This is a genomic window from Ferrovibrio sp. GW821-FHT12D07 (genome assembly GCF_058807275.1).
The window spans coordinates 752502-771326 of the sequence record NZ_JBXAQN010000002.1 but is presented as its reverse complement, the minus strand read 5'-3'; the positions used below and the strand labels follow the sequence as shown (position 1 = coordinate 771326).

General features: G+C 63.0%; 16 protein-coding genes and 1 tRNA gene. 10 read left to right on the top strand and 7 right to left on the bottom strand.

Going from position 1 to position 18825, the window contains the following annotated elements:
- Nucleotides 1-8: 8 nt before the first annotated feature.
- Both polA and AC1RRE_RS15545 read right to left on the bottom strand, forming a co-directional pair.
- Nucleotides 9-2885, bottom strand: coding sequence for a DNA polymerase I (gene polA, locus AC1RRE_RS15550; protein ID WP_492982102.1), 2877 nt, complete (start codon nt 2883-2885; stop codon nt 9-11).
- Between the two features lie 18 nt (nt 2886-2903).
- Nucleotides 2904-3095, bottom strand: a complete 192-nt coding sequence (locus AC1RRE_RS15545; protein ID WP_492982101.1) for a zinc-finger domain-containing protein — start codon at nt 3093-3095, stop codon at nt 2904-2906.
- A gap of 134 nt (nt 3096-3229) precedes the next feature.
- On the opposite strand from AC1RRE_RS15545, the gene AC1RRE_RS15540 reads away from it, so the two are divergent.
- Together AC1RRE_RS15540 and AC1RRE_RS15535 are read left to right on the top strand one after the other, a co-directional pair.
- A complete protein-coding gene (locus AC1RRE_RS15540) occupies nt 3230-4195 on the top strand; it encodes an ABC transporter ATP-binding protein (protein WP_492982100.1) in 966 nt (321 codons plus the stop codon).
- Between the two features lie 127 nt (nt 4196-4322).
- Nucleotides 4323-4901 carry a hypothetical protein gene (locus AC1RRE_RS15535; protein ID WP_492982099.1) on the top strand — a complete coding sequence of 193 codons (579 nt, stop codon included), beginning with the start codon at nt 4323-4325 and terminating at the stop codon, nt 4899-4901.
- A gap of 33 nt (nt 4902-4934) precedes the next feature.
- Here the strand turns inward: AC1RRE_RS15535 and AC1RRE_RS15530 are convergent, their stop codons facing one another.
- From AC1RRE_RS15530 to AC1RRE_RS15520, 3 genes are all read right to left on the bottom strand, one after another.
- A complete protein-coding gene (locus AC1RRE_RS15530) occupies nt 4935-5453 on the bottom strand; it encodes a response regulator (RefSeq protein WP_492982098.1) in 519 nt (172 codons plus the stop codon).
- A 102-nt stretch (nt 5454-5555) separates the two neighbouring features.
- Nucleotides 5556-6731, bottom strand: coding sequence for a sensor histidine kinase (locus AC1RRE_RS15525; RefSeq protein ID WP_492982097.1), 1176 nt, complete (start codon nt 6729-6731; stop codon nt 5556-5558).
- 230 nt (nt 6732-6961) lie between these two features.
- Entirely contained in the window at nt 6962-7546 is a 585-nt protein-coding gene (locus AC1RRE_RS15520; RefSeq protein ID WP_492982096.1) for a carboxymuconolactone decarboxylase family protein, read from the bottom strand.
- Between the two features lie 209 nt (nt 7547-7755).
- Between AC1RRE_RS15520 and AC1RRE_RS15515 the strand changes: the two genes are divergently transcribed.
- The 8 genes from AC1RRE_RS15515 (at nt 7756) to AC1RRE_RS15480 (ending at nt 17612) form a co-directional block, all read left to right on the top strand.
- Nucleotides 7756-8502, top strand: coding sequence for a class I SAM-dependent methyltransferase (locus AC1RRE_RS15515; protein ID WP_492982095.1), 747 nt, complete (start codon nt 7756-7758; stop codon nt 8500-8502).
- Between the two features lie 436 nt (nt 8503-8938).
- Nucleotides 8939-9015 (top strand) — tRNA-Arg (locus AC1RRE_RS15510).
- Between the two features lie 184 nt (nt 9016-9199).
- Complete coding sequence (locus AC1RRE_RS15505) at nt 9200-10273, top strand: efflux RND transporter periplasmic adaptor subunit (RefSeq protein WP_492982094.1); 1074 nt, start codon at nt 9200-9202, stop codon at nt 10271-10273.
- A gap of 4 nt (nt 10274-10277) precedes the next feature.
- Nucleotides 10278-13346 (top strand): efflux RND transporter permease subunit, encoded by a 3069-nt coding sequence (locus tag AC1RRE_RS15500; RefSeq protein ID WP_492982093.1) that lies wholly within the window; start codon nt 10278-10280, stop codon nt 13344-13346.
- A gap of 90 nt (nt 13347-13436) precedes the next feature.
- Nucleotides 13437-14513 carry a glycosyltransferase gene (locus AC1RRE_RS15495; RefSeq protein ID WP_492982092.1) on the top strand — a complete coding sequence of 359 codons (1077 nt, stop codon included), beginning with the start codon at nt 13437-13439 and terminating at the stop codon, nt 14511-14513.
- A gap of 71 nt (nt 14514-14584) precedes the next feature.
- Entirely contained in the window at nt 14585-15175 is a 591-nt protein-coding gene (rfbC, locus tag AC1RRE_RS15490; RefSeq protein WP_492982091.1) for a dTDP-4-dehydrorhamnose 3,5-epimerase, read from the top strand.
- Nucleotides 15168-16076, top strand: a complete 909-nt coding sequence (rfbD, locus tag AC1RRE_RS15485; protein ID WP_492982090.1) for a dTDP-4-dehydrorhamnose reductase — start codon at nt 15168-15170, stop codon at nt 16074-16076. The genes rfbC and rfbD overlap by 8 nt, the downstream gene beginning before the upstream one ends.
- 36 nt (nt 16077-16112) lie before the next feature.
- The gene (locus tag AC1RRE_RS15480) at nt 16113-17612 is read left to right on the top strand and encodes a methyltransferase domain-containing protein (RefSeq protein ID WP_492982089.1); all 1500 of its coding nucleotides are present in this window, start codon (nt 16113-16115) and stop codon (nt 17610-17612) included.
- Here AC1RRE_RS15480 and AC1RRE_RS15475 read toward each other — a convergent pair.
- Both AC1RRE_RS15475 and AC1RRE_RS15470 read right to left on the bottom strand, forming a co-directional pair.
- On the bottom strand, nt 17609-18442 hold the full coding sequence (locus AC1RRE_RS15475; RefSeq protein WP_492982088.1) for a class I SAM-dependent methyltransferase: 834 nt from the start codon (nt 18440-18442) through the stop codon (nt 17609-17611). The two genes, AC1RRE_RS15480 and AC1RRE_RS15475, sit on opposite strands and share 4 nt — an antisense overlap.
- Nucleotides 18435-18818, bottom strand: a complete 384-nt coding sequence (locus AC1RRE_RS15470; RefSeq protein ID WP_492982087.1) for a hypothetical protein — start codon at nt 18816-18818, stop codon at nt 18435-18437. The genes AC1RRE_RS15475 and AC1RRE_RS15470 overlap by 8 nt, the downstream gene beginning before the upstream one ends.
- Nucleotides 18819-18825 lie beyond the last annotated feature (7 nt).

The window sequence follows — 18825 nt, the reverse complement described above, 5'->3', positions numbered from 1 at the left end:
CGAGGCGCCTAATGCGCCTCTTCCCAGTTCAGGCCGACGCCGGCTTCCACCGTCAGCGGCACGTCGAGCTTTGCTGCATCCTGCATCACGCGCTTGGCCACGCTGATCAGGCCATCCACTTCCGCATCCGCCGCCTCGAACACCAGTTCGTCATGCACCTGCAGCAGCATGCGCGCCTTCAGGCCCTCGGCGGCGATGGCGGCCGGCAGCTTGGCCATGGCGCGCTTGATGATGTCGGCGGCCGAGCCTTGGATCGGCGCGTTGATCGCGGCGCGTTCGAGGAAATTGCGCTCGGCGGGATTCTTGGAGTTGATGTTGGGGAAATGCACGCGCCGGCCATAGAGCGTGGTGACGAAGCCCTGTTCCTTCACCTGCTTCTTGGTGTTGTCCATATAGGCGCGGATGCCCGGATAGCGCTGGAAATAGGCCTCGATATAGCTCTGCGCCTCGCGCTGCGGAATCCCGAGCTGGGCCGCCAAACCGAATGCGCTCATGCCGTAGATGATGCCGAAGTTGATGGCTTTGGCGGCGCGGCGTACCATCGGGTCCATGCCTTCGACCGGTGTGCTGAACACCTGGCTGGCGGTCAGTGCATGGATGTCGACGCCATCGCGGAAGGCATCCTTCAGCGTGCCGATATCGGCGATATGCGCCAGGATGCGCAGCTCAATCTGCGAATAGTCGGCGGAGATGATCTTGTGGCCCGCCTCGGCGACGAAGGCCTTGCGGATTTTGCGGCCTTCCTCGGTGCGGACGGGAATGTTCTGCAGGTTGGGGTCGGACGACGCGAAGCGGCCCGTATTCGTGGCCGAGAGCGAGAAGGAGGTGTGCACGCGCCCTGTTTTGGGGTTGATCGAGGCGACCAGCGCATCGGCATAGGTCGATTTCAGCTTGGCCAGCTGGCGCCAGTCCACCACCACGCGCGGCAGTTCATGGCCCTCGGCCGCCAGTTCCTCCAGCACCTCCGCGCCGGTGGAGTAGGCGCCGGTCTTGCCCTTCTTGCCGCCGGGCAGCTTCATCTTGTCGAACAGGATTTCGCCCAGCTGCTTGGGCGAACCGATGTTGAAGCTTTCCTCGGCCAGCTCATGCGCCTTCTTCTCAAACGTCTCCATGCGCTGCGCGAAATCGGCCGACAGGCGGTTGAGTTCGGCGGGATCGACCTTGATGCCGGCGCATTCCATGGCGCAGACCACGGCCGGCAGCGGCCGTTCGATGGTCTCGTAGAGCGTGACCTGCTTCTCGGCCAGCAGCCGCGGCTTCAGCACGTGATAGAGCCGCAGCGTCACATCGGCGTCTTCGGCGGCATAGTCGCGCGCCTTGTCCAGCGCGACTTCGGCAAAGGAGATGCGCGCCTTGCCGGTGCCGGTCACCTCGTCATAGCTGATCGGCGTATGATTCAGATGCCGCTGCGACAGTTCATCCATGCCATGGCCGTGTTTGCCGGCATCGAGCGAATAGGAGATCAGCATCGTGTCGTCGTAGGACACGATCTCGACGCCATGGCTGTTCAGCACCGCCATGTCGTATTTGATGTTCTGGCCGATCTTCAGCACGCCCGGATCGGCGAGCAGAGGCTTCAGCACATCCAGCGCCTCTTTCACCGAGAGCTGCTTGATCGCGCCATCGCCCGAGAAGTCCAGCCCGCCGCCGCCCGGCGCGATATGGCCGACCGGGATGTAGCAGGCCTCGCCTGGCGCCACCGCCAGACTGATGCCGACCAGATTGGCCTTGGTCGGAGACAGATCGGTGGTCTCGGTGTCGAAGGCGATGATGCCGGCCTCGAAGCCGCGCGCGATCCAGCGCTGCAGCGCGCCCAGGTCCTGCACCAGTTCGTAATGATCACGGCTGACCGGCGGCTGTTCAGGGCCGCCTTCGCCAGCAAAGGCGATCGGCGTGGTGGCGCGATGCGAGGATGCCACCGGCGCGCTGGGCTGAGACGGACGGGCTGTAACACCCCCGCTCTGAAGCAGGGGCGCACCGCCTGACGTATCCGTGCCGCGTGCCTTCAGCCGGTTTTCGATCCGGCTGGTCAGCGTGCGGAATTCCATCTCGTTCAGGAAGGCCGAGAGTTTCGGCCATTCCACCGGCGACAGCTTGAGGTCGTCCAGGCCCAGTTCCATCGGCACGTCATCCTTCAGCTTCACCAGCTGATAGGAGATGCGCGCCTTGTCGGCATTGGTCTGCAATGTCTCGCGGCGCTTGGGCTGCTTGATCTCGCCCGCGCGGGCCAGCAGCGTTTCCAGGTCGCCATAGGTATTGATCAGTTCGGCCGCGGTCTTCACGCCGATGCCGGGCACGCCGGGCACATTGTCGGTGGAATCCCCAGCCAGCGCCTGCACGTCGATCACCTTGTCGGGCGATACGCCGAATTTCTCCATCACCTCTGCCGGACCGATGCTGCGGTCCTTCATCGGGTCCATCATGCCCACGCCGTCGCGGACAAGCTGCATCAGGTCCTTGTCGGATGACACGACGCAGACTTCCATGCCGGCCTCGTTAGCGATGCGGGCATAGGTCGCGATGATATCGTCGGCCTCGAAGCCGGCCTTCTCGATGGAGGGCAGGCCGAAAGCCCGTGTCGCTTCGCGGATCGGGGCGAATTGCGGAATCAGGTCTTCCGGCGTCTCGCTGCGGTTGGCCTTGTATTCGGGATAGATCTCGCTGCGGAAAGTCTCGCGGCCGGCATCGAAGATCACGGCCATATGGCTGACCGCCTCGTCATGCTCGGCCTTGTCGCGCAGGCTTGCCAGCATGTTGCAGAATCCGGAGACGGCGCCGATCGGCATGCCGTCGGATTTGCGCGTCAGCGGTGGCAGGGCGTGATAGGCGCGGAAGATGTAGCCCGAGCCGTCGACGAGGTAGAGGCGATGCTTGTTCGCAGCCATTACGACAGGGGTCCGGCCTTAATGGCCGTGACCGGCGCCTTCCTTCAGCAGGTACAGGCGACCGCAATAGGGGCAGTCGATCTGGTGCTTTTCACCCATGTTCAGATAGACGCGCGGATGGCCCAGCGCGCCGCCGCCGCCATCGCAGGCGATGACCGGGCTTTCAACGGTGATCGTCTCGGGGGCAGAGGAGGGATTGGTGGCCTGCATGGGGCGTCTCCGGAAGGCTGGTCTTGCCAAGGTCATGGGCGGGTCAGTTCGGGCGGGCAAATTGACCCGCCAAGCATCTGGTGATACCTACCGCAGGGCCGCTCGCCACGCCAGCCTTTCAGGCCCAAAACACCATGTCAGACGCCCAGCCCGCCGACTCCGCTCCGGACCGGAATGCCGCCATTTCGGTGCGCGATCTGGTGAAGATTTACGGCCATGGCGCCAAGGCCAAGCAGGCGCTGCATAACGTGTCGCTGGATATCGCACGCGGCAGTTTTTTCGGCCTTCTCGGTCCCAATGGCGCGGGCAAGTCGACCCTGATCAACATCCTCGCCGGCCTGGTGCGCAAGACCAGCGGCCAGGCCATGGTCTGGGGCCATGACATCGACAGCGATACCCGGATGGCGCGCGCCGCCATCGGCGTGGTGCCGCAGGAACTCAACCTCGATCCTTTCTTCACGCCGGAAGAGGCGCTGGAATTCCAGGCTGGCCTCTACGGCGTGCCGAGGGCTGAGCGCCGCACCGCCGAAATCCTCGCCGCCATGGGGCTGTCGGACAAGGCGCAGGCCTATGCGCGCACGCTCTCGGGCGGTATGCGTCGCCGCCTGCTGGTGGCCAAGGCGCTGGTGCATGCGCCGCCGGTTCTGGTGCTGGATGAGCCCACTGCTGGCGTCGATATCGAACTGCGCCAGCAGCTCTGGGCCTATATCCGTGAGCTGAACAAGTCAGGCGTGACGGTCGTGCTGACGACGCATTACCTGGAAGAGGCCGAGGCGCTGTGCGACCACATCGCCATCGTCAATCACGGCCGCATCGTGGCGCAGGGCGAAACGCCGGCGCTGTTGTCGAAGCTCGACCGCAAGGACGTGATCCTCACGCTGGGCGCCGATTTGGGTGCCGTGCCGGCCTCGCTGGCGAGTTTAAGTCCTGAATTGCTGGGGCCGCGTCGCCTGCGGTTGCATTATCGTCCCAGCGAGCAGCCGTTCCCGCGCGTGCTGGCGCTGGTGCAGGGCGCGGGTCTGGAGATCGTCGATCTCTCGACCCAGGAAGCCGACCTGGAAGACCTGTTCCTTGAGCTGACGCGCAGCCGCGCGGCCTGAAAAGCGGCGATTGATTACGGGTGTGTGTTTCGCCGCATTCAATACGCAGGCAGTATAATTTTCAAAATTGGGAATTGGTGAAAGAGCCTGTACGCTTGCGAAAATAGAATCGCATGGCGGGGGTATCATGCCTTATCTGGACATTATCCTGCTTTGGACCTGGAGATTTATTGTCCTCTATTATGTTGTCTCGTTCCTGTTTATTTGGGCGGCTAGCCCTATACCCACGGGCCCAGCGAAAATTGCTTTCGTGTGGAAATGGAAGCTCTGGGAGTGGAGAAGCTTTAAATCGTTTCGTAGTGAGGCGCGCAGTTGGCTGCGGAAGAATGGGGGGCTAGATAAGCTTTCTACAGCTCTGTGGATTGGGGTAACGTTCTTGCTGTCGCTCACGTTATTCGAACAGGCGCGCCAGAATTCTCTGACCCTTCTGCAGTTGATGGAATTCTATGCCCTCTTCGTCTTTCTCTTTGCATTTTTCTACGCGTTAATGGAGTGGCATTGGCCCGGCATGATCAAAGATGCGAGCAGCAATGGATATGTTGCCGAAGTACATTATCTTTTGCTCAGTCTTGGGAATCAGACGCTCTTTGGATATTGGCGGGCAAAGCCCGATCATCTGGCGACTGAAATTATGTCGGCTGTTCAAGTTTTGCTCGGATTGGGCTTCATTTCCGTCTGGGTGGCCAAAGCCGTCGGCAACTTGTGAGGTCAAGTCGCCTTCCCATCACTGTCGTCCTGCCTAAACCGGTGGCTCTTCTCCGGCCTTGCGCAAGGCCTCCTGGATGCACTGGTGCACCACATCCAGGTCGTAGGGCTTGCGGATCATCGGGCCGATATCATCGTCGCAGGCCGCCACGACACCGGAGGTGACAATCACCGGGACGGCGGGATACCGGGTTTTCACCCAGCGGGCCAGGCCGATGCCATCCATGTCGCCGGGCATCTGCAGGTCGGTGAAGACGAGGTCGATCGTGATGGCGTGATCGAAGCTCGCCATGGCTTCGGCGGCATCCTCGGCCTGCAGCACGGTATAGCCGCAGCTTTCCAGGAAATCGGTGGTGGTGAGGCGGATCAGCAGATCATCCTCCACCAGCAGGATGCAATGCGGTGCCTCGTCCGCGCCTGCGGCCTGCATCAGGGCATAGCCGGTACTGGTCAGAACGCCGGCGATGACAGGAACCCGGCTGTCGGCCGTGGCGATGCCTGCCGGCAGATCATCTGTCCGGGGCGCCAGATCGATTATGGTGAGGGGCGGCAATACAGTACTCCGGGCGCCGGAACAGTGACGGCGCATAACAGGTGAACCCTCTCACCGCCGCATAGTTCCGGTCGCGACGGCAGAGGGAAGGGCGATGGCAGGTCAGCCGCGAGTCAGGGCGATCTCCCGCGGAAAGGCAATGGTGATGGCCAGGCCGCGGCCATCGGTCTGCGGGCCGGTCGTGAGGTTGCCGTGGAGCTGTTTGACCAGCAGCCGGATCACCCTCATGCCGAATCCGCGCGTTGGTTCGGCGATCTGGTCTTCGGGCAGGCCGGGGCCCTCATCGGATACCGACAGCGTGTAGCCGGTCTCGGTATCGGCAAAGCACACCGAGACCTTGCCCTTGCCGTATTTGATCGCATTGGTCACCAGCTCGTTGATGATCAGGCCGATGGCGACGATGCGCGCGGTGGGCAGTTTCACGCCGGCGCCGCTGACCGCGATCTCGCCTCGCCCGGTGGCGCGCAGCATCACCGACAGGTCGTCGCAGATGCGCTGCAGATACTGCGCGACATCGGCATGTTCGATGCCTTCGCTCAGGTAGATATGCTGGTGCACCTTGGCGATGGCCGCGACGCGGCCGGCGGCCTGTTTCAGCTGTGTCGGCACATCGTCGTCGCTATGGCTGCGGCTTTGCATCGACAGTAGGCCGGAGACGAGTTGCAGGCTGTTCATCACCCGGTGGTCGATCTCGTTGGCCATGGTGGCGGCCAGGCGCAGTGCCTTTTCCTTGTCGGCGGCAACCTCGGACAGCGCCGTGGCGGCGCGGCGGGCGGCAAGGCGCAGGTCGAGCTGGTCCATGGCGACGGCCGCCAGGCTGCTCAGGCTGGCGATCTGGCGGCGGGTCACGCTGCGTGGCTTGTGGTCCATGACGCAGAGCGCGCCGATATTGCTGCCATCGGCGCTGCATAGGGGAATGCCGAGATAGAAGCGCAGGCCGAACGCGCCGGTGACCAGCGGATGCGCCATCGCCCGCAAGTCTGCCTCGGCATCCGAGACCAGCCAGGGCCGCGTCTGCAGGATGGCCGAGGCGCAGAGGCCGGGTTCGCGGCCGATCTGCTGCAGGGCCATGCCATGCCGCGATTTGAACCAGACGCGATCCTCATCGACGATGCTGATCATTCCTATCGGCGCAGACAGCAGGTCGGCCGCCATCGCCGCGATATGATCGAAGGCTGTTTCAGGCTGAGTATCGAGGATGTCGTGATGGCGCACGGCAGCCATGCGCCGCTCTTCCTCTTTCGAGGATGAAAGCAGTGGCTGGACGGACGGCATCATGGCGAGCGTCTCATACGGCCTGCGGATTGTAGGACTGGCCTTGAGAGATACGCCCCTATAGCGGTAAGTCGAGCTAATATTTCGAGGTAGGCCAAAGATTACAGATCGTTGCCTGTATGGACTTGTGAATGTGCGCTTTGCCGGTTGTTCGAGGAACAGACAGGCATTGGAACGGGCGGGCATTGCGAGCGCTGTGGCCCCGACCATTCTCAACTACACCGATACGCCGCCTAAATCGCCTTGCCCACCGTCATCGCGCTGCTGAAGGCCTCGTCCTCGTCGATGAAGACGGCTTCCGGCATCGCGCCCATGGCGTCGATGAAGCGGCTGTAGAAACAGCGCCATGCGGCGCAGAAGGCGATGTCGCAGATCTGACGGTCATTGAAGCCAACAGCACGCAGGGCATCGATATCGGCCTGCGTCACGGTCGAAGCGTTGATCGCCACCTGTTCGGCATAGGCCAGCATCGCCACGTCTTTTGCGGCCAGGCCGGCGCTGCGGAAATCGCGATGCACCGCCAGCACGGCTTCCTTCGATCCCAGGTCCTTGATCAGCATCTTGCTGTAGACCTGCGAACAGTAGGTGGAGGGCACATGCTTGGCCGCGATCAGCGTGATCAGCCGCCAGGCGCGCAGATCGAGCGAAAAGCCGGCGCGGATCGCCTTGTAGAAATCGATATACAGCGGCAGCAGGTCAGGCCGCGCGGTGAAGCACTGGTCCGCCGCCATCAGGAAGCCGAAGCGGTGTTTCTCTTCGGCATAAATCTCGGCGATGCGGCCGGTGGCGTCTTTCTCCGCGATGGTCTGCAGGAACATTCATCTCTCCCCTGATCGGCCGCAGTCATGGCGGCGTGCGACTCGTGCGGCGCAGGCTAGCAGCCATGCGATGGGGTTCCAGTTCACATTTGCGACGACGGGGCTTCACCCTCGTGTGACTCGGCCCTGACCCGATTCGGCCTTGGCGTGGGCTGCGAATCACCGGATAACGGATTCAGTGGAATCCCAACCGGAATCGGATCGCGTCGATGGACCGCAGTGAAAGCGCCGTGATGCAGGGGCAGGAGAGCGAACACTGGGATCGCGTCGCGCCGCAATGGACCGACGAGATTTTCAACTCGCTGCAGCATGACCGCAAACGCGTCATCACGGCGGCGCTGAAGGCTGCTGCCTTCGATGGTGCATCGATTGCCGATTTCGGCTGCGGCATCGGCGTCTACCTGCCCATGCTCAGCCGCCTGTTCACGCGCGTGCATGGCTTCGATCATTCGGCCGCCTGCATCAAGCTGGCGCAGCGTCGTTTCCGCGCGCAGAAGACCATCACCCTGTCGGTGGCGGGCGAGACACCGAAACAGTTTCGCGGCCGCTTCGATGCCGTGCTCTGCGTCAACACGGCGCTGCATCCAAAGCGCAAGGTCTGGCTGGGCATCCTGCGCTCGACCTACGACCTGCTGAAGCCCGGCGGCGCGCTGATCCTCGTGGTGCCGGCGCTGCAGTCGGCGCAGCTGCTGGAACGCGCGGAGCGCGGGCATTCCGATATCGTGATCGGGCCCGATCCGCACGAAAAGGAGGGCGGCGCACGCGCCGTCAGCATCGAGGGCGTGCCGACCAAGCATTACACGCGCAGCGAACTGCTGGCGGCCCTGAAGGGGCTCGGGTTCAGCCGCTGCAAAATCCAGCGCGTCGAATATTCCTGGCCCAGCCAGGGCGTGAAGCCCACGCCGGCGCTGAAACACCTGAAGCCCTGGGACTGGCTGGTCACCGCCCGGCGGTGAGCGTCCTATAGTCCCGTATCGCCGGGAAACCGGCTTTTTCGGCTTGATTTTATGTTCACTCTATGTTCTTATATCTGATTGTATCCGGGAGAGCGTCCTGGCTTGCGGTCGCCCGGATGGGCCCGTGACCCTGGTGGACCGTAGTGGGCGCCAGTGAACTCGAACGAACTCAAACGAACTCAAACGAACTCGAACGAACTCAAACGAACCGAAACGAACGCAAACGAAGCCAAACGAACTGAAACGAACCAAAACGAAGCGAAAGGAAGGAAAACGAAGCAGGGCGCAGGTTCGGCTGCCTGCGAAGGCCGGTCCGGGTATCGTGGCTAGGATTCATCAAGGATTCCCGTAGGATGCCCCGGTTTTCGGTCGTCGGCGCCGTCTTGCCTGGGCCGGGACGCTCCTGTATGGTCCCGCCGACCGAAATGGCCGCCGTGCACCCGTAGCTCAGCTGGATAGAGCGCTGCCCTCCGAAGGCAGAGGTCACAAGTTCGAATCTTGTCGGGTGCACCATTTCCCAGGCTTCAGGCCGAATGGCGGTTTCCCGCCCCCGGGGCTTGTCGGTAGGCCCTTATATTCCCCTCCCAAATTGGTTCGGCCTCGACCCCAGCACCGGCTGCCCGTATTTTCTCTGTACGGAGCAGAGCGCCCGCCGGATAAGGCGCGGCCGGGGTATAGTCGGGGGATGGGATTTACGATGAAAAAGGCGTTTGTCTGGGCCGGCCTCGTGCTTGTGGCCGGCGGTATCGGTGCGTGGGCGTTCGGGCCGCAGATCAAGGCGAAGTTCGCCGGTGCCTCGGCCACGGTCGCCGCCGCGCCGAATGTCACGCCGGTCGCGATCCAGCCGGTGATCATCGGCGCGGTGCGCCAGCAGCTCGATGCGGTCGGTAGCCTGCGCTCCAATGAATCGGTGATCCTGCGGCCCGAGATTTCCGGCCGCGTCACCGACATCCTGTTCGACGAAGGCCAGCCGGTGAAGCGTGGTGCGCCGCTGGTGCGCCTGGATGCCGCCGTGGCGCGCGCGCAGGTGGCCCAGGCCCGCTCCAGCATCGTGCTCAGCCGCGCCAACTTCAGCCGCGCCAAGGAACTCTACGACAAGGGCGCCGGCACCCAGCGCGCCCATGACGAGGCGGTCGCCAAGCTGGCCAATGACGAGGCCATGCTGGCGCTGGCCCAGGCGACGCTCGACAAGAGCACCATCCTCGCGCCCTTCGACGGCATCGCCGGCCTGCGCTCGATCAGCGTCGGCGACTACGTCAATCCCGGCCAGGCGATGGTGAATATCGAAAGCGTCGAGCAGCTCAAGGTCGATTTCCGCATCCCGGAAATCCATGCCGCGCTGATCGCGGTCGACCAGCCGGTGCGCGTGCGGCTGGATGCCATCCCGAATGCGGTTTTTGACGGCAAGGTCTATGCCGTCGATCCGGCCTTCGATCCGGGCGGCCGTGCCGCCATCCTGCGCGCCAGCCTGCCCAATGCGAACAAGCAGCTGCGCCCGGGCATGTTTGCCCGCGTCACCCTGATCGTCGAAGACCGCCAGAATGCCATCCTGGTACCGGAAACCGCGCTGATGCCGGCCGGCCGCGACATCTACGTGTTCCGGGTCATCGACGGCAAGGCCCGCCAGACCAAGGTCCGCACCGGTCTGCGCCGCGGCGGCGAGGTCGAGATCGTCGAGGGCCTGACGCCGGGAGATCGCATCGTTTCGGAAGGCGCGCAGAAGCTGCGCGACGGCCAGGCGGTGCGGGCCTCCGAGATGAAGGGCTCGTGACGCCATGAAAATCTCCGATCTTTGCATCGAGCGTCCGGTCTTCGCCACGGTTCTCAGCCTCGTGGTGGTGCTGATCGGCCTGGTCGCCTTCACGCGCCTTACCGTGCGCGAATATCCCAACATCGATCCGCCGGTGGTGCTGGTGCAGACCACTTATCGCGGTGCCAGCGCGGAGGTCATCGAAAGCCAGGTGACACGCGTGCTGGAGGAATCCATCGCCGGCATCGAAGGCATCGACTTCGTTCGCTCCATCACCCGTCCGGAAACCAGCAACGTGGTGGTGCGTTTCAAGCTGGCGCGCGACGCAGAGTCGACCGCCAATGACGTGCGCGACCGCGTCAGCCGTGTGCGCGGCAAGCTGCCGACAGAGATCGACGAGCCGGTGGTTTCCAAGGTGGAGGCCGACGCCCAGCCGGTGCTCTACATCGCCTTCTCATCCGACCGGCATTCCTCGCTGGAGTTGACCGATTTCGCCGACCGCTATGTGAAGGACCGTCTGCAGTCGGTCACCGGCGTGTCTGAAGCCCGCATCTTCGGTGAGCGCCGCTACGCCATGCGCGTCTGGGTGGATGCGGCGCGTCTGGCCGCCTACAGCCTGACGCCGCAGGATGTGGAAAACGCTCTGCGCCGCCAGAATGTCGAGGTGCCGGCCGGCCGCATCGAAAGCCGCAACATGGAATTCACCGTGCTGTCGGAAACCGATCTGCGGAATCCGGAGCAGTTTGGCGCCATCATCGTGCGGGAAGTGAACGGCTACCCTGTCCGCATCAACGACATCGGTCGCGTCGAGCTCGGCCCGCTGGATGAACGCATCAGCGTGCGCTTCAACGGCAAGCCGGCGGTCTCGATCGGCATCGTCAAGCAGGCGGTGGCCAATCCGCTCGACATTTCCGAAGGCGTGCGTGACGCACTGCCCAGCATTCTGGAAAATCTGCCCGAAGGCATGCGGGCGGAAATCGCGTATGACACCTCGGTGTTCATCCGCGCCTCGATCAACTCGGTCTATCACACCATCGGCGAGGCCGTGATCCTGGTGGTGGCCGTGGTCTTCTTTTTCCTGCGCAACTTCCGCGCCACGCTGATCCCCGTGGTCACCATTCCTGCATCGCTGCTCGGCGCCTTCGCCATCATGTATGCGATGGGCTTCACGGTGAACACGCTGACCCTGCTGGCCATGGTTCTCGCCATCGGCCTGGTGGTCGATGACGCCATCGTGGTGTTGGAAAACATCTACCGCCATATCGAAGATGGCATGGAGCCGCTGCCGGCCGCTTTCAAGGGCGCCAAGGAAATCGGCTTTGCCGTCGTGGCCATGACACTGACGCTGGCGGCGGTCTACGCGCCGATCGGATTCATGAGCGGCACGACGGGCCGCCTGTTCACCGAATTCGCCTGGGCTCTGGCCGGTGCGGTGCTGGTCTCCGGTTTTGTGGCGCTGACGCTCAGCCCGATGATGTGCGGTCGCCTGCTGAAGCATGAAGCCAAGCATGGCTATCTCTTCAACTTGGTCGAGCGCGGGCTCAACGGAATGACCGAGGGTTATACCCGCCTGCTGCGCCGGTCGTTGCATGCCCGTTTGGCGGTGATCTTGACGGGCATCCTCTTTGCTGGCAGCAGCTATTTCCTCTTCTTCACCCTGAAGCCGGAACTGTCGCCGGTGGAAGATCGCGGTACGGTCATTGGCAGCTTCAACGGGCCCGAGGGCGCCACCATCAATTACATGGAGCAGTATGCCCGCCAGGTGGAAGCCATCATGGAGAAGGTGCCTGAGGCCGAGGCGCGCTTTGTCGTTTCGGGCAATCCCATCGTGTCCCAGGGCGTGTCCTTCACACGCCTGAAGCACTGGGACGACCGCGATCGCAAGCAGCAGGCCATCACCACCGAACTGACGCCGAAATTCAACGAACTCGCCGGCGTGCAGGGCTTCGTCAACAACCCGCCATCGCTGGGCCAGAATCTGCGCTCCCCGCCGGTCTGGATCGTGCTGGAAAGCAGCATGGACTACAGCGAACTGAACCGGCTCGTTGGTCTGGTGATGCAGGAGGCGGCGAAGTATCCGGCGCTGACCAACGTCGACACGCGCCTGAAGCTGAACAAGCCCGAGATCAAGGTGGCGGTGAATCGCGACAAGGTCGCCGACCTGGGCGTCGAGGTCGACACCATCGGCCGCACGCTGGAAACCATGCTGGGCGGTCGGCAGGTCACGCGCTTCAAGCAGAACGGCAAGCAGTATGACGTGATCGTGCAGGTCGCCGATATCGAGCGAACTACCCCGGAAGACCTGTCCAAGATCTACGTGCGCGGCGGCAACGGCCAGATGACGCAGCTGTCGAACCTGGTTGACGTGCGCGAGTCATTGACGGCCCGCGAACTGACCCGCATGAGCCAGCTGCGCGCTGCCGATGTCACCGCCAACGTGGCGCCCGGCTATTCGGAGGGTGAGGCACTGGCCCAACTGGAGGAAGCCGCGCGCAAAGTGCTGCCCGGCAGTGTTCAGATCGATTACAACGGCGCGTCGCGTGAGTTCAAGCAGGCTGCCGGCGACATCTTCCTGACGTTCGTACTGGCACTGCTGTTCATCTATCTCGTGCTGGCGGCGCAGTTCGAGAGCTTCATCGATCCGTTTATCATCATGCTCACTGTGCCGCTCTCCATGACTGGCGCGCTGCTGGCGCTCAAGCTTGGCGGCGGCACCATGAATATCTACAGCCAGGTCGGCCTGGTGACGCTTGTGGGCCTGATCACCAAAAATGGCATCCTGATCGTGGAATTCGCCAACCAGCTCCAGGAACAGGGCCGCAGCCGTCTGGAAGCCGTGATCGAAGCGGCGTCGCTGCGTCTGCGCCCGATCCTGATGACCACGGCTGCCATGGTGCTGGGGGCGCTTCCCCTGGCGATGGCTGTCGGCGCCGGCGCTGAAAGCCGCAACCAGATCGGTCTGGTGATCGTGGGCGGTCTGCTGCTCGGCACCCTGCTGACGCTGTTCGTCGTCCCGACCGCCTACACGCTGCTGGCGCGCGAGCGGAAGGCCATTGGCGCTGGCGCGGCGAGGGACCCGCATCCGGCCGAGTAAGCCACTAGTTTTGCTCTGATTCCGGGCGGAATTAACGATCTGGCTACCTTCCCCGGGCATGCTGGGACCCAGACGTACGGGAACAGCATCATGCGGGTGGTTTTTGCAGCGAATATCATGCCGGAAGCGCTGGCGGCGGGGAGCGGCGTGCTGGCCAGCGCCCGCTATCGCGCCCTGATCCCGGCCGAGGCGCTGCGGCAGGATAGTGTGCAAGCCGAAGTCATTTCCTATACCGATCTCTTCCGTTCCGGATTTAACGCCGAGATCGATCTGCTGGTGCTGCACCAGCCCAAGGTCGAGATCGCCCAGCTTTATCCGATCATCTCCGTCTTCCTCGATAATATGGATCGGGTGCGGGCTCGCGGCGGGGTGATTGCGATCGATGTATCCGATTTCAAATTCACACCGGAATTCACCCAGCATGCGATCCGCGACCTTGGACAGGAAGCCGCAGACAACTATCGCCTGATGCTGGATGCCATCTTCGCCCGCAGCAATGCCGTGACGGCACCCACCGAGAGCCTGGCCGAACTGATGCGGGCTGCCTTGCGCGGGAAGCTGCCGGTCTTCGTTATCGATGACGTCGTGGAAGTCGAGCAAAAGCTGGCTCGTTTTGCGCCCGGCGACGAGCTGAAACTGCTGTGGTTTGGCATGATGGGATCGCATATTCCAGCCATGCAGCTTTTCCTCAACAAGGATCTGGCGCAGATCGAGGCGATGCGGCCGACCAGCATGACGCTGGTCTGCGAACCGTTGCCCAAAGCAGTCGATGGCCATCTGACCCGGGGAGACAAGCGTCCGATCCGGCTCATTCCGTGGTCGGTGCCGACGCTGGAGGCGGCGCTGGCGGATTGCGATCTGGTGGTGCTGCCCTTTGATGTGGATTCCATGTTGTCGCGCGGCAAGAGCAACAACCGCGCCCTGCAGGCCCTGTATGCCGGCCGGGCCGTGGTGGCGCATCCGATCGACAGTTATCTGCCGCTTGGCGATTTCATCGGCCTGGACCGCGATCTGCCGCGCGCCGTGGCGACGGCCCTGGCCGATCCGGCCGCGATGGCGGCCAAGCTGGAGCGCGGGCAGACCCATGTCGCCGATCATTTCAGCCCGACTGCCGTCGGACGGCGCTGGCGGGAGCTGGCGCCGCAACTGCTGGCCTCAGCCAATTAACCCTCCGGTCAGGCCCGGGGACTATACTGCCGAGGCCGGAACACTGCCCGGCCAGAAGGAACAAGCCGACGATGCGTATCCTCGCTACTGACCTGCCTGACGTGTTCATCATCGAAATGCGCGCATTCAGCGACAGCCGTGGCTTCATCAAGGAGCTGTGGAACGCACCGCGTTACCTGAACAACGGTCTTGGCGTGCCTTCGGTGCAGACGAATTTCTCACGCTCGGGCAAGGGGGTGGTGCGCGGCCTGCATTACCAGGAGCCGCATGCCCAGGGTAAGCTGGTGACCACACTGGCCGGCGAGGTCTTCGACGTCGCTGTCGATATCCGCAAGAACTCACCCACCTTCGGCAAATGGACCGGTACCATCCTGTCGGGAGACAATCACCGGCAGCTCTGGATTCCGCCCGGTTTCGCCCATGGCTTTGCCGTGCTGAGCGAGAGCGCCGATTTTCTGTATCAGTGCACCGCGCCGTATGATCCGAATTGCGAACATGCGATCCGTTGGGACGATCCAGCGATCGGCATCGACTGGGGTGTTTCCAATCCCGTCATCGCGCCCAAGGATCTTGCCGCGCCATTGCTGCGCGACGCCAAGGTCCTGCCGCCGTATTTCCCGTTACCGCCACTGATCACATCGCAGAATGGCGCCGGTGCCTGATACGATTCCGCTGCGGATCGCCGTTATCGGTCAGAACGGGCAACTGGCCCGGGCTCTGGCCGATATGGCGGCCGGACGGCCGGCGCTGGACGTCACCTACATCGGCCGTGCGCAGATCGACCTCACTGCCCCCGACGGTCTCGCGCCGGCTCTGACTGCCATGCGCCCGGCTCTGGTCATCAATACAGCGGCCTATACGGCGGTCGACAAGGCCGAAACCGAACCGGAGGCTGCCTTTGCGATCAATCGCGACGGGGCGGCTGCCGTGGCGCGGGCCTGCGCAGCGCAGGGCCTGCCGTTGATCCATGTCTCCACCGATTATGTCTTCGATGGTACGGGCTCTGTGCCCTATCGCGAGACCGATGCCTGCAACCCGCAGGGCGTCTATGGCTGCTCCAAGCTGGAAGGCGAGCAGCTGGTGCTGGCGCGGCATCCCGATGCCATCGTTGTACGAACGGCCTGGCTGCACAGCCCGCATGGCACCAATTTCGTTCGCACGATGCTGCGACTGGCGGCGGAACGCGACGAACTGCGTGTCGTTGCCGATCAGCAGGGCTCGCCTACCTATGCGCCCGATCTGGCGGACGCGCTGCTGACCATGGCACAATGCAAGACCGCGCCATCGGCTTCCGCCATGAGGGGTGTGTTTCATCTGGCCGGCAGCGGCCAGGCGAGCTGGTGGGAGGTCGCCACGGCGATCATGATGGAGACGGCGGCACGGGGCAGCCGGTCCGTTCCCGTCCGGCCCATCACGACGGCTGAATACCCCACGCCGGCCCGGCGGCCGGCCTGGTCGGTGCTCGATACGACAAAAGCCGCCACCGTATTCGGCGTGACATTGCCGCCGTGGCAGGATGGCCTGCGACGTGGGGTTGCTACCCTCCTGGACGGTGTGTCATGAGTGATTGGAAGACGGCTGCGTGCCGGGAGAGATGAGATGCAGGACCTGAACATCTGCTGGCTGATTGGTGCTGCCTTGCCGCGCTATCGCCTGACCGGCAAAGGCATCGCTTCACTGGACCTGGCCAGTCTGACCCCCGAAGCACTGGCCAAGGCTTGTGATGGTGCGGCGCCGGATATCGTTGTGCTGCCGGCGATCCCGGCGGCAACACTGGCGATCAGTTGGGCCAAGGCGCTTGGCGCCAAGGTCGTGGTCGATGCCCATGACAGTTATTTCACAGCCACGGATATGATGCGTCAGCTGATGCAGCAGGCCGACGCAGTGAGCACAGCTTCGCCAGGACTGGTGAGCCTGGCGAAGGAGGCCGGTCGAAACGCCTTTATTGTCAATGATCCCTATATGGAGGCGGCTGGCGAACCTCGGTTCGCACCCTTGGCCGGCCGGCCGCTCCGCCTGGTCTGGACTGATGACGCCGGCGATATGGGTGAGGTCTCGGCGCTGTTGTCGGATCTGGTCATCTATGCCCAGGAGCGTCCGCTCAGCCTGGCTATTGTCAGCAATCTGCCTTCGCCGCTGATCGAATCCTTGCTACGCGTGAAAGAGGTTACCGGCGGCCGCATGATCGTGTCGGTCACGGAGTGGAGTGAACCGGCTTGTCACACGGCAATTGCCGATGGCGATGTCGTTGTGTTGCCGGCTTCTGCCGATGAGCGCGGCCGCATTCGTAGCGCCAGCCGTCTGATGCAGGCCCTGCGTGCCGGCCGACTGGTGGTGACCGGCCCGATGCCGGCCTATGCTGCCTTTGATGCTGGAATTGTCATGGCAGATTCACTCGCGGCGGGCCTGCAGCGTGCCGAACGCGATAATGCAGCATCCTGCCAGCGCATCGTCGCCGGTCAAGCCCAGGTCGAGGCGCAGTTCTCGCCTGCGGCGGTGGCCAGACAATGGCTCGCCGTGTTCAATGCGGCGCGTGACAGCGGCAGTGCGGCATCCCCGATGGCACCGCCGCAGGGCGTGCGCCTCAACCTGGGATGTGGCGACAAAATCCTGCCAAACTATATCAATTGCGATGCCCTGGCTTCACGTGGGCAGGGCGGAGCGGTGGATGTTCAGTGCAATATCACCAAGCCGCTGCCTTTTGCCGAGAATATCGCCAGCGAAGTTATGGCCGTGCATGTCGTCGAGCATATCTGGCGCTGGGAAGTAACCGATGTGCTGCGGGACTGGCGTCGCGTACTGCAACCGGGCGGGAAGATCATCCTGGAATGCCCCAATCTGCTGAGTGCCGCACTCGAGTTGGTTGAAAATCCGGCCCTGGCTGCCGGCCCCGGGCCGGAAGGCCAGCGCAGCATGTGGGTTTTCTATGGCGATCCGCGCTGGCGCGATCCCCTGATGAATCACTGCTGGGGCTATACGCCCCAGAGTCTGGCGGCGCTGCTGACGGAAGCGGGTTTCATTGACGTGCGGCAGGAACCGGCGCAGTTCAAGCTGCGCGAGCCTCGTGATATGCGCATCGTGGGCGTGAAGCCGGCCTAGGCCGGCCGACGACTGCAGAAAGCCCGCAAGGTGTATTTCGTGCTCGGTTCCTGCAGGCGTTCTAGTCGTAGGGGCATGAAGCCAGCCTGGTCGAGCAGCATGGACAAGGACGTCATGCTGAAGACATGCAGGTGTTCAATGAAGAATTCCTCGCGTCCCGCACCGGCCCGGGCGGCGGCCTCGCCATCGGGCAGTTCGATATAGACAAAACCACCGGGCGCCAGCACGTCATGCACGCGGCGCAGCATGGCGATCGGGTCATCGACATGCTCCAGAACTTTGTTGAGCGTCACGATATCATAGTGGCCCATGTCGGGATGGGTGTTGAAATCGCCGCAGATCGCATCGACGCCGACGACATCCCGGATATGCTGAGCTGCGCGCGGATCAGGATCGAGGGCGGTGCATTTCCAGCCGGCTTTCTTTACGGCATAGGGAAAAACACCCAGGCCAGCGCCGATATCCAGGAGGTGTGGGGTCGTGTCAGTTGGAAAATGGCGCTCTGCAAAATCCTGAACGCAACGGATGCGGTGGGCATTGTCCGAGCGTTCGGATGGCAGATTGATGATGCGCTGGAAGGTCTTCTCCATGCCTGCCGCATCGCCGTAAGTCGCGGTGGCATAGTCGCCTGTGTAATCGGTTGCCACTGTCATGGCGTGGCGGGAGACGTAGTGACGCGACCCTTCGAATTGCCAGACTTCACGGCGATAGGCTTCGCCGGCAACCCGCTTGAACCCGACTTCACCAGCCGGGGGCGTGTCATATCGGAAGACTAGCTGCGCGGCGGTGAGGCCGGAGATGGGGCAGCGTGCAGGGCGCAGATCAGACATTGTTGCCGACCTTGTTATCCAGGACCTGCAGGGCTTCCAGGCTGTCGAGCCAGGTGATGATCTGCAACGGTTCGGCGTCAACATAATCTTGGAAGCCGGCCTCATGGCCGCGTTCGACCAGCATGACGAAATAGCGGTCCACCCGGTTCTTCACCAGCACGGCGCGCAGATCAAAACCGGCCAACCGCCCGTTGAGCGAAGGCGTAGCGTAGAAGCCCCAGGATTTCCGGGTGACGTCATATTCTTTGCCGCTGTCTGTGACAAAGGTTATCTGTTCATCAGGCGCCAGATGCATGGTGCCGCAATCGCTGATCGTGCCTTTGCGCTCGTAGCCGACTTCAAATCGCCGCGGTGGATTTTTCTGATCGAATTTCATGATCGGG

Excerpts from the sequence above, each read along its gene's own strand:
- polA (WP_492982102.1), bottom strand. The coding sequence starts at position 2,885 with ATGGCTGCGAACAAGCATCGCCTCTACCTCGTCGACGGCTCGGGCTAC.
- AC1RRE_RS15545 (WP_492982101.1), bottom strand. The coding sequence starts at position 3,095 with ATGCAGGCCACCAATCCCTCCTCTGCCCCCGAGACGATCACCGTTGAA.
- AC1RRE_RS15540 (WP_492982100.1), top strand. The coding sequence starts at position 3,230 with ATGTCAGACGCCCAGCCCGCCGACTCCGCTCCGGACCGGAATGCCGCC.
- AC1RRE_RS15535 (WP_492982099.1), top strand. The coding sequence starts at position 4,323 with ATGCCTTATCTGGACATTATCCTGCTTTGGACCTGGAGATTTATTGTC.
- AC1RRE_RS15525 (WP_492982097.1), bottom strand. The coding sequence starts at position 6,731 with ATGATGCCGTCCGTCCAGCCACTGCTTTCATCCTCGAAAGAGGAAGAG.
- AC1RRE_RS15520 (WP_492982096.1), bottom strand. The coding sequence starts at position 7,546 with ATGTTCCTGCAGACCATCGCGGAGAAAGACGCCACCGGCCGCATCGCC.
- AC1RRE_RS15515 (WP_492982095.1), top strand. The coding sequence starts at position 7,756 with ATGGACCGCAGTGAAAGCGCCGTGATGCAGGGGCAGGAGAGCGAACAC.
- AC1RRE_RS15505 (WP_492982094.1), top strand. The coding sequence starts at position 9,200 with ATGAAAAAGGCGTTTGTCTGGGCCGGCCTCGTGCTTGTGGCCGGCGGT.
- AC1RRE_RS15500 (WP_492982093.1), top strand. The coding sequence starts at position 10,278 with ATGAAAATCTCCGATCTTTGCATCGAGCGTCCGGTCTTCGCCACGGTT.
- AC1RRE_RS15495 (WP_492982092.1), top strand. The coding sequence starts at position 13,437 with ATGCGGGTGGTTTTTGCAGCGAATATCATGCCGGAAGCGCTGGCGGCG.
- rfbC (WP_492982091.1), top strand. The coding sequence starts at position 14,585 with ATGCGTATCCTCGCTACTGACCTGCCTGACGTGTTCATCATCGAAATG.
- AC1RRE_RS15480 (WP_492982089.1), top strand. The coding sequence starts at position 16,113 with ATGCAGGACCTGAACATCTGCTGGCTGATTGGTGCTGCCTTGCCGCGC.
- AC1RRE_RS15475 (WP_492982088.1), bottom strand. The coding sequence starts at position 18,442 with ATGTCTGATCTGCGCCCTGCACGCTGCCCCATCTCCGGCCTCACCGCC.
- AC1RRE_RS15470 (WP_492982087.1), bottom strand. The coding sequence starts at position 18,818 with ATGAAATTCGATCAGAAAAATCCACCGCGGCGATTTGAAGTCGGCTAC.